Consider the following 10,098-nt stretch of genomic DNA (forward strand, 5'->3'; position numbering starts at 1 on the left):
CTTGAACGTCTGCACGAACAATATAACGCCTACATACCGCAGCAGCGGAAAAAGCTCGCCGAAACAGAGAAGCAATTCCGAGACAACCTGAATAGGTTCATGCATTCACTTTCTGACCACCGCCCTAACCTGTCCTACGGTTATCTGGCAAACCGCGATGAAGCCTCAATTGCTTATTACAACAACAAAATCGCACTCGTAATCGAGGAGCGTGAGGCAATTCAAGAGGTGATAGCCAGCCTTAGACAGCTATAGGCTACGGCACCTTATTAGCCAGCAAGACTCCCTGAAACAGTGTTCTATCTGAAAATAATTCTCAATCAGCACCTATGTCAGAGGCCGTCGCCATGAAACCATCACTGAACCCTGCGATTTTTTTCTACCAAGGCAACAAACTCGTCACTGTCAAGGCAGGCGCCAACCATCGCAGCATCTTCCGAGCGACGGACATGCCACTGGCTGAGCAGCAATCAGCCGACGGCAATGGCTTGCTGGCTACAGATAACAAAGGCTCGGTGCTTGCTGTACAGAGCGAGGAGGAAAAAGAAACACATCGGTAGTCGAGTGATGGGCATGATCCGACACTGCAGTCCGTGCAAGCATCAACTGCCTCAAACGGTAAGATTTAGGACGCAGGTTCGACCTGCCATGCGCTTGGATGAAAAGATCGCCTTTGATCGGTAAGCCTGACGATAAGCAAATAAGACCTGCAGACCGTGATTAGGCAAAGATGCCCTCAGAAGAGGGCATCTTTTGACGACCTTACGCCGCCCCCCACATCTTGTGCGGGTCAATCACAAACTTCTTCGGCACCCCTGCATCGAACTCGCCATACCCTTCAGGCGCCTGATCCAGGTTGATCACCTGCACGCCCACCACTTCGGCAATGTTGATGCGGTCCCACATGATCGCCTGCATCAGCTGGCGGTTGTACTTCATGGTCGGCGTCTGGCCGGTGTGGAAGCTGTGCGACTTGGCCCAGCCCAGGCCGAAGCGGATGCTCAGCGCGCCGATCTTGGCAGCGGCATCGACCGCGCCTGGGTCTTCGGTCACGTACAGGCCCGGGATACCGATGTTGCCGGCCACGCGGGTCACTTGCATGAGCGAGTTCAGCACAGTGGCCGGGGCTTCATGCTTGGCACCTTCGTGGCCGTGGCCGCGGGCTTCGAAGCCGACAGCATCGACCGCGCAATCCACTTCAGGCTCGCCGAGAATGTCGACGATCTGCTCGTGCAGCGGCGTGTCCTTGGACAGGTCGACCACTTCGAAGCCCTGGGACTTGGCATGGGCCAGGCGAGCAGGGTTCAGGTCACCGACGATCACACAGGCCGCACCCAGCAGGCGCGCCGAGGCAGCGGCGGCAAGGCCCACCGGGCCGGCACCCGCTACATAAACGGTGCTGCCAGGGCCTACACCGGCGGTGACGGCACCGTGGTAGCCGGTGGGCAAGATGTCGGACAGGCAAGTCAGGTCACGGATCTTCTCCATGGCCTTGTCGCGATCCGGCAGTTTCAGCAGGTTGAAGTCGGCGTACGGCACCAGCACGTACTCGGCCTGACCACCGGTCCAGTCACCCATGTCGACATAGCCGTAGGCGCCACCAGCACGCGCTGGGTTGACGGTCAGGCAGACACCGGTATGCATCTCTTTGCAGGAACGGCAGCGGCCGCAGGCGACGTTGAACGGCACCGACACCAGGTCACCGATTTTCAGGCGCTCGACATCACGCCCCATCTCGACGATTTCACCGGTAATTTCATGGCCCAGCACCAGGCCGACTTGGGCAGTGGTACGGCCGCGGACCATGTGCTGGTCAGAGCCGCAAATGTTGGTGGAAACCACCTTGAGGATCACGCCGTGCTCGATCTTCTTGCCGCGTGGGTCTTGCATTTTCGGGTAGTCGATCTTCTGTACTTCGACCTTGCCAGCGCCGAGATACACCACTCCACGATTGCCAGACATGCTCTTACCTCGCTTGATTTGTATTTATGCAGCGGTGGTGGAACGCGCCGCCATCCATGGGCGGCATGTGTTTCTGGAATGCAGAGAATTGTGGGCCTGATACGGCGAGATGCACTGACTGGGAGCGACAGGGAGATGCCTTTTAGCGGCAGGGGCGTCGTTGGAGGTTATGGGGAAGAGAGTGGTGGCCTGTGCCGGCCTCTTCGCGGCTAAAGCCGCTCCTACACAGGCACCGATGCTCTTGAAAACTGCGTCAAACCGTGTAGGAGCGGCTTTAGCCGCGAAGAGGCCGGTGTAGGCTATTAAAGAACGACAGTCCGGTTGGCGTTGAGGAACACCCGCCGCTCGATGTGATACCCCACCGCCCGCGCCAGGGTCAGGCACTCGATGTCACGCCCTTTGGCAATCAGGTCTTCCGGGTAATGGCTGTGATCCACCACCTCCACACCTTGGGCAATGATCGGCCCTTCGTCGAGGTCGTTGTTGATGTAGTGCGCCGTTGCACCGACCATCTTCACACCTTTGTTGTAGGCCTGGTGATAAGGCTTGGCACCTTTGAACCCTGGCAGCAACGAGTGATGAATATTGATCGCCCAACCGTCCAGACGCCGACACAGCTCGGGCGAGAGCACCTGCATGTAGCGGGCGAGCACCACCAGCTCTGCCCCGGTTTCTTCGATCACCTGGATCACCTTGCGCTCTTGCGCAGGCTTGTCCTTCGGATCGAGGGCGAAGTGGTAGTAGGGAATCTTGTGCCAGTGCGCCAATGGCTCAAGGTCTGGGTGGTTGGACACCACCGCGACCACATCCATGGCCAGCTGGCCGATGCGCTGGCGATACAGCAGGTCGTTCAGGCAATGGTCGGCTTTGGACACCATGATCACCACCTTGGGGCGGTGATTAGGGGCGGTCAGCTCGAAGGCCATGCCGAACGCTTCGCTGCGCTCGGCAAGGCCGGCCCTGAAGCCGGCCTCGTCGAAATCGTCCGGCTGGCGGAACTCCACGCGGATGAAAAACCGCCCCGACAGCCGGTCATCGAAGGAGTGGTGCTCCGTGACGTAGCAGCGCTGCTCGAAGAGGTAACGCGTCACCACGTCGACAGTGCCGAGCATGCTCGGGCAGTCGGCGGTGAGAATCCAGGTATCCGGTGCCCGACTCATGCTCTGTTCTCCTTAGGCCTCGATGCTCAGGCCGTATTCGGCCGATGCGTCCTGCAGCCACAGCCACCAGTAGTCGGCGAAGCTGCGGCGGATCACCAGCTCCCAGGTGTCTTCGGCAGTGCGGCGGATCACCAGTTGCGACTTGGCGAACACGGTGCCGACGGCTTTGCCGACCGGGAAGTTGTTGGGGTGAACGTCATAGCTGGTGGACTTCATCAGCACTTCGCGCACGTTCGGGCCACGCAGCTCCAGCAGGCTTTGCCCACCGCTGACGTTGACCACCTGGATGTGCTGGCCTTCGAGGGCTGCACGCAGTTTCTGCTCGACCTCCAGTTCCTGGCCGCCGGGTACGATCAGCAGCCACTCGTCTGGGCCCATCCATTGCAGCGACATGTCATTGCTGGCCACCACGGTCAAAGCAACCGGCAGCTCCAGGCCCAGCGCCTTGTGCACGCCTGCGGCGAACTCGGGGTTGTGCCCGTCCCCGCGGATGGTCAGGTGACCGAGGAATTTCTTTTCACGCAGGGTGACGCCTGCGTTCTTGCGGCCTTTGCCAACCAGGCTGGCCAGGTCGGCGTGGTGCAGTGGCGACTGGGCTTTGGCCTCGGCGCCGGGGTTTTGCTGGAAGACGTTGATAGCGCTCATTTCTTACCTGCCTTGAATTCTTGTTCGTCAGGGTGGCGCAGCACTGTCTGCAGGCTGCGCCACCATCCGGGGCCTTAGACGTTCTGCCGCTCACCCTTCGGATCGAAGAACACCGAAGACACGATTTCCGCTTCGATCACGCTGCCGTCGGCCTGCGGCGAGTAAACACGCTCGCCCATGCGCTTGAGGCCACCCTTGACCACCCCCATGGCGAACGAATAGCCCAGGGAGTTGGAGGCATAGCTGGAGGTCACGTGGCCGACCATGTCCATCGGGATCGGCTGCTTCGGATCGAACACCAGCTGGGCGCCTTCGGGCAGCCATTTGGTCGGGTCGATCGGCTTGAGGCCCACCAGCTGCTTGCGGTTCTCCCGTACGCAGTCTTCGCGGTTCATGCCACGCAGGCCTATCCACGAGAACGGCTTGTTGCGGCCCACGCACCAGCTCATGTTGAGGTCGTCCGGGGTCATCGAACCGTCGGTATCCTGGCCGACGATGATGAAGCCCTTCTCGGCACGCAGTACGTGCATGGTTTCGGTGCCGTACGGGGTCAGGTTGTACTTCTTGCCGGCCTCGATGATCTGTTCCAGCACACCCATGGCGTAGTTGGCCTGCACGTTGACCTCGTACGACAGCTCACCGGTGAACGAAATACGGAACACACGGGCCGGTACGCCGCCAACGTTGCCTTCTTTCCAGGTCATGAACGGGAAGGCTTCCTTGTCCATATCGATGTCGGTCAGCTCGCTGAGCAGCTTGCGGCTGTTCGGGCCGGACAGGGTCATGGTCGCCCAGTGGTCGGTAACCGAGGTGAAGTACACCTTCAGTTCCGGCCATTCGGTCTGGTGGTACAGCTCCATCCATTGCAGCACACGGGCGGCGCCGCCAGTGGTGGTGGTCATGATGAAGTGGTTGTCGCCGACGCAGGCGGTTACGCCGTCGTCGAAGACCATGCCGTCTTCCTTGCACATCAGCCCGTAGCGGGCCTTGCCCACGTCGAGCTTGGTCCAGGCGTTGGTGTAGATGCGGTTGAGGAACTCGCGCGCATCCGGGCCCTGGATGTCGATCTTGCCCAGGGTCGAGGCGTCCAGCAGGCCTACGCTGTCGCGCACGGCCTTGCATTCACGGGCCACGGCAGCATGGATGTCTTCACCGGCCTTGGGGAAGTACCAAGGGCGCTTCCACTGGCCAACGTCTTCGAACTCGGCGCCGTTCTTCACATGCCAGGCATGCAGTGCGGTGAAACGCACTGGCTCGAACAGGTGACCACAGTGACGGCCGGCTACTGCGCCGAAGGTCACCGGCGTGTAGTTCGGGCGGAACATGGTGGTGCCCATTTCCGGGATGGTGATGCCGATCGAGCGGGCGGCGATGGCCAGGCCGTTGATGTTGCCCAGCTTGCCCTGGTCGGTACCGAAGCCCAGCGCGGTGTAGCGCTTGACGTGCTCGACCGATTCGAAGCCTTCGCGGGTGGCCAGTTCGATGGCGGCGGCGGTCACGTCGTTCTGCTGGTCGACGAACTGCTTGGGTGCGCGGGCGGTGCCTTTGTCGTGGGGCACCTGGAACAGTGCCACGGTGGCCTCTTCCTTGCGCGCAACGGTTTTTGGCAGGCTGCCGACCGTGGCCTTGAAGCCGGCCTCGGTGGCTGCGCGAACACCGCCTTCGAAGCCATCGGCAATCACATCGCCCAGGGCGTAGACGCCGTTGATGCCACCGACGCAAACGCGTTTTTGCGGGGCATCACCCGGCACGAAGCCGAGGATGTCTTCACGCCACACCGGGCGACCGCCCAAGTGCGAAGCCAAGTGCACGATCGGGCTGTAGCCGCCGGAGGTGGCGATCAGGTCGCATTCGAGGGTTTCACCGGGGCTGGTGACCTTGTGCGCCTGCACATCGATAGCCGCCACGCGGGCGCCGGTGACGTGCTTGGTGCCTTTGGCCTCGATCACCGCGCTGGAGGTGAGAATCCGAATGCCTTTGGCACGGGCTTCTTCAACCAGCGAGCCGCGTGGGTTGTGGCGGGCGTCGGCGATGGCGACCACCTGCAGGCCTGCGTCGTGCCAGTCCAGCGCTGCGCGGTAGGCGTGGTCGTTGTTGGTCGACAGCACCAGCTTGCGGCCCGGGGCGACGCCGTAGCGGCGGACGTAGGTGGACACAGCGCCGGCCAGCATGTTGCCTGGCAGGTCGTTGTTGCCGTACACCAGCGGGCGCTCGTGGGCGCCGGCAGCAAGGACCACGCGCTTGGCGCGGACACGGTGCACGCGGTGGCGTACCTGGCCGATCGGGGCGCGGTCGCCGAGGTGGTCGGTAAGGCGCTCGTGGATGGTCAGGAAGTTATGGTCGTGGTAGCCGTTGACCGTGGCACGTGGCAGCAAGGTCACTTCCGGCAGGCTTTCCAGCTCTTTGACCACGGCATGCACCCAGTCGGCGGCAGGCTTGCCATCGAGGGTTTCGCGGGTGTCGAGCAGGCTGCCACCGAACTCTTCCTGCTCGTCAGCCAGGATCACGCGGGCACCGCTGCGGGCAGCGGCCAGCGCAGCGGCCAGGCCAGCAGGCCCAGCACCGACGATCAGCACGTCGCAGTGCTGGTTCATGTAGTCGTAAGTGTCTGGGTCGTTTTGCAAAGGTGCGCGGCCAAGGCCGGCGGCTTTGCGGATGTACTTCTCGTAAGTCATCCAGAACGATTTGGGGTACATGAAGGTTTTGTAGTAGAAGCCCGGCGGCATCATGCTGCCGCCGACCTTGCCCAGGATGCCCATGACGTCATTGTTGACGTTCGGCCAGCCGTTGGTGCTGGTGGCGACCAGGCCCGCGTACAGCGGCTGCTGGGTGGCTCGCACGTTGGGGATCTGGGTGGCTTCGCTGGAGCCGATCTGCAGGATGGCGTTCGGCTCTTCGGTGCCTGCGGCGATGATCCCGCGTGGGCGCGAGTACTTGAAGCTACGGCCTACGATGTCAACGCCGTTGGCCAGCAACGCGGCGGCCAGGCTGTCACCGGCATAGCCCTGGTAGGTCTTGCCGTTGAAGGTGAAGTTCAGGACCTTGCTGCGGTCGATACGGCCGCCGCTGGCGAGGCGATAGGTCTGGCTCATACTTTTTCCCCTTGGCCTTTAGCGGTGGACGCTACGCTTGCGGCTTTGCCGCTGGCGGTCACTTGCGGCTTCTCGCCAATCTTGTAGGTTTCCAGAATTTCGTAGGTCACGGTGTCGCGGGTGACGTTGAAGTACTGGCGGCAGCCGGCAACGTGGTCCCACAGTTCGTGGTGAATACCGCGTGGGTTGTCACGGTAGAACATGTAGGTGCCCCACTCCTGGTCGGAGCAGGCGTTTGGGTCCAGCGGGCGGGCGATGTGTGCCTGGCCAGAGGCGTGGAACTCTTCTTCGGAGCGCAGCTCGCCGCAGTGGGGACAGAAAATATGCAACATGACGGTGTCTCCGGTTAGTGGGCGACGGCGGCGGCGCCGTGTTCGTCGATCAGTGCGCCGTTGTAGAAACGGTCCATGGAGAATGGCGCGGCCAGTGGGTGCATTTCGCCCGTGGCCAGGCTCGCGGCGAAGACGTTGCCCGAACCTGGGGTGGCCTTGAAGCCGCCAGTACCCCAACCGCAGTTGAAGAACATGTTCTTGACCGGGGTTTTGGTGATGATCGGGCAAGCGTCCGGCGAGGTGTCGACGATGCCGCCCCACTGGCGGTTCATGCGCACGCGCGAGAGGTTGGGGAACATCTCGACGATGGCCTGCAGGGTGTGCTCGATCACCGGGTACGAACCGCGCTGGCCATAGCCGACCCAGCTGTCGATACCGGCACCGATCACCAGGTCACCTTTGTCGGACTGGCTGATGTAGCCGTGTACGGCGTTGGACATGATCACCGAGTCGATGATCGGCTTGATCGGTTCCGATACCAGCGCTTGCAGCGGGTGCGATTCCAGCGGCAGGCGGAAGCCGGCGAGCTTGGCCATGTGCCCGGAATTACCGGCGGTGACCACGCCCACACGCTTGGCGCCGATGAAGCCTTTGTTGGTTTCCACGCCAATGACCGCGCCGTTTTCCTTACGGAAACCGATCACTTCGGTCTGCTGGATCAGGTCCACGCCCAGGGCGTCGGCGGCACGTGCATAGCCCCAGGCCACGGCGTCGTGGCGGGCCACGCCACCACGGCGCTGAACGGTCGCGCCGAGGATCGGGTAGCGGGTGTTCTTCGAGCAGTCCAGGTACGGGATTTCGGCCGCGACCTGGGCAGTGTTGAGCAGCTCGCCATCCACGCCATTGAGGCGGTTGGCCGAAACGCGGCGCTCGGAGTCACGCATGTCCTGCAGGGTGTGGCACAGGTTGTAGACGCCACGCTGGGAGAACATCACGTTGTAGTTCAGGTCCTGGGACAGGCCTTCCCACAGCTTCATGGCGTGCTCGTACAGGTGCGCCGATTCGTCCCAAAGGTAGTTGGAACGCACGATGGTGGTGTTACGGGCAGTGTTGCCGCCGCCCAGGTAACCCTTCTCGATCACCGCGACGTTGGTGATGCCATGCTCCTTGGCCAGGTAATAGGCCGTGGCCAGGCCATGGCCGCCACCGCCGACGATAACCACGTCGTAGACCTTTTTAGGGGTCGGCGTGCGCCACATGCGCTGCCAGTTCTCGTGGTGGCTGAGGGAGTGTTTGAAAAGGCCGAAGCCCGAATAGCGTTGCATGGTCGTTTACTCCACTCAGCGGTAAACAGGGAAGTCAGCGCACAGCGCCGCGACGTTCTTCGCCACATCGGCTTCGACGTCAGCGTCACCGAGGTTGTCGAGGATGTCGCAGATCCAACCGGCCAGGGCCACACATTGCGCGACCTTGAAGCCGCGAGTGGTGACAGCCGGGGTGCCGATGCGCAGGCCGGAGGTGACGAACGGCGACTGCGGGTCGTTCGGCACGGCGTTCTTGTTGACAGTGATGTGCGCGCGGCCCAGGGCGGCGTCGGCATCTTTGCCGGTCAGGCCCTGGCGAATCAGGCTGACCAGGAACAGGTGGTTGTCGGTGCCACCGGAAACCACGTCGTAGCCGCGGTCGACGAACACCTGGGCCATGGCCTGGGCGTTTTCGATGACTTGTTTCTGGTAGCTCTTGAACTCAGGTTCGAGTGCTTCCTTGAAGCACACGGCCTTGGCGGCGATCACGTGCATCAGCGGGCCGCCCTGGGCGCCTGGGAAAACGGCGGCGTTGAGCTTCTTCTCGATTTCTTCGTTGGCCTTGGCCAGGATCAGGCCGCCACGTGGCCCGCGCAGGGTCTTGTGGGTGGTGGTGGTGACCACATCGGCGAACGGGATCGGGTTGGGATACAGGCCAGCGGCAACCAGGCCGGCAACGTGGGCCATGTCGACGAACAGCAGTGCGCCCACTTTGTCAGCGATGGCACGGAAGCGTGGGAAGTCCAGGGTCTTGGAGTAGGCCGAGAAGCCGGCAACGATCATCTTCGGCTTGTGCTCGACAGCCAGGCGTTCGACTTCGTCGTAGTCGATCAGGCCGGTATTGGTGTCGATGCCGTATTGCACTGCGTTGTACAGCTTGCCCGAGGACGACACTTTGGCGCCGTGGGTCAGGTGGCCGCCGTGGGCCAGGCTCATGCCCAGGATGGTGTCACCGGCCTGCAGCAGGGCCAGGTAGACGGCACCGTTGGCCGAGGAACCGGAGTGCGGCTGAACGTTGGCGTAATCGGCACCGAACAGTTGCTTGGCGCGCTCGATGGCCAGCGCCTCGACTTTGTCGACGTGCTCGCAGCCACCGTAGTAGCGCTTGCCTGGGTAACCTTCGGCGTACTTGTTGGTCAGGCCGCTGCCCTGGGCCTGCATGACGCGCTTGCTGGTGTAGTTCTCCGAAGCGATCAGTTCGATGTGATCTTCCTGACGCTGTTCTTCGGCATTCATCGCCGCCAGCAGTGCATCGTCATAACCCTGGATCTGGTCTTGCTTGCTGAACATCGTGTATCTCCCGGCAGCGATCGTTTTTTGTCGTAGGGCACTGTGGCCCTTTGTGGCGATGGTATGACTGGCCGGGGTGGGTCAGATGCCTGCGCACGCCTTGCAATGGCGCGTTTACGACATTGGTTGCGCAAGAGGGGCAAGCGCTGGCCTCGTGTTGAACGCGGGGAGCGCCGCCCGCCCGCGCGGATGCTCAACTGAGGGATGCATGCAATCGTCCTGGATGCATTAGGTGTTGAGCGTAACGACCAACATCCGAGGCCCTGACAAATGTGGCCGCAGCTGAAGTTTCATAAGTTTTAAATAAAACAGATAGGATTTACTCCAAAGAATGCTGCAAGGCCATTGTTTTATTACGCCTAACGCGCAATTA

At 61.8% G+C, this 10,098-nt stretch carries 9 protein-coding genes; 2 read left to right on the forward strand and 7 right to left on the reverse strand.

Annotated features, from left to right (window positions below; translation table 11 throughout):
• On the forward strand, positions 1 to 255 hold a 255-nt coding region (locus ACK59H_RS22040), incomplete at its 5' end, for a hypothetical protein (RefSeq protein ID WP_409264914.1).
• A gap of 92 nt (positions 256 to 347) precedes the next feature.
• Positions 348 to 560, forward strand: coding sequence for a hypothetical protein (locus ACK59H_RS22045; RefSeq protein WP_060480498.1), 213 nt, complete (start codon positions 348 to 350; stop codon positions 558 to 560).
• A gap of 202 nt (positions 561 to 762) precedes the next feature.
• Here the strand turns inward: ACK59H_RS22045 and fdhA are convergent, their stop codons facing one another.
• The 7 genes from fdhA to ACK59H_RS22080 form a co-directional block, all read right to left on the reverse strand.
• Positions 763 to 1,962 (reverse strand): formaldehyde dehydrogenase, glutathione-independent, encoded by a 1,200-nt coding sequence (gene fdhA, locus ACK59H_RS22050; RefSeq protein ID WP_060480490.1) that lies wholly within the window; start codon positions 1,960 to 1,962, stop codon positions 763 to 765.
• Positions 1,963 to 2,264: 302 nt separating this feature from the next.
• Positions 2,265 to 3,122, reverse strand: coding sequence for a formyltetrahydrofolate deformylase (gene purU, locus ACK59H_RS22055; RefSeq protein ID WP_054903622.1), 858 nt, complete (start codon positions 3,120 to 3,122; stop codon positions 2,265 to 2,267).
• A 12-nt stretch (positions 3,123 to 3,134) separates the two neighbouring features.
• Positions 3,135 to 3,767, reverse strand: a complete 633-nt coding sequence (locus ACK59H_RS22060; protein ID WP_409264915.1) for a sarcosine oxidase subunit gamma — start codon at positions 3,765 to 3,767, stop codon at positions 3,135 to 3,137.
• A gap of 74 nt (positions 3,768 to 3,841) precedes the next feature.
• Entirely contained in the window at positions 3,842 to 6,859 is a 3,018-nt protein-coding gene (locus ACK59H_RS22065; protein WP_409264916.1) for a sarcosine oxidase subunit alpha, read from the reverse strand.
• Positions 6,856 to 7,191 carry a sarcosine oxidase subunit delta gene (locus ACK59H_RS22070; protein WP_060480493.1) on the reverse strand — a complete coding sequence of 112 codons (336 nt, stop codon included), beginning with the start codon at positions 7,189 to 7,191 and terminating at the stop codon, positions 6,856 to 6,858. The genes ACK59H_RS22065 and ACK59H_RS22070 overlap by 4 nt, the downstream gene beginning before the upstream one ends.
• 14 nt (positions 7,192 to 7,205) lie before the next feature.
• Positions 7,206 to 8,456 (reverse strand): sarcosine oxidase subunit beta family protein, encoded by a 1,251-nt coding sequence (locus ACK59H_RS22075; RefSeq protein ID WP_060480494.1) that lies wholly within the window; start codon positions 8,454 to 8,456, stop codon positions 7,206 to 7,208.
• A gap of 15 nt (positions 8,457 to 8,471) precedes the next feature.
• Positions 8,472 to 9,725: a serine hydroxymethyltransferase gene (locus ACK59H_RS22080; protein WP_288441265.1), complete on the reverse strand. Its 1,254-nt coding sequence runs from the start codon at positions 9,723 to 9,725 to the stop codon at positions 8,472 to 8,474.
• Positions 9,726 to 10,098: the final 373 nt, after the last annotated feature.

It is taken from the genome of Pseudomonas sp. KCJK9000 (assembly GCF_046230725.1).
GTDB lineage: Bacteria > Pseudomonadota > Gammaproteobacteria > Pseudomonadales > Pseudomonadaceae > Aquipseudomonas > Aquipseudomonas promysalinigenes.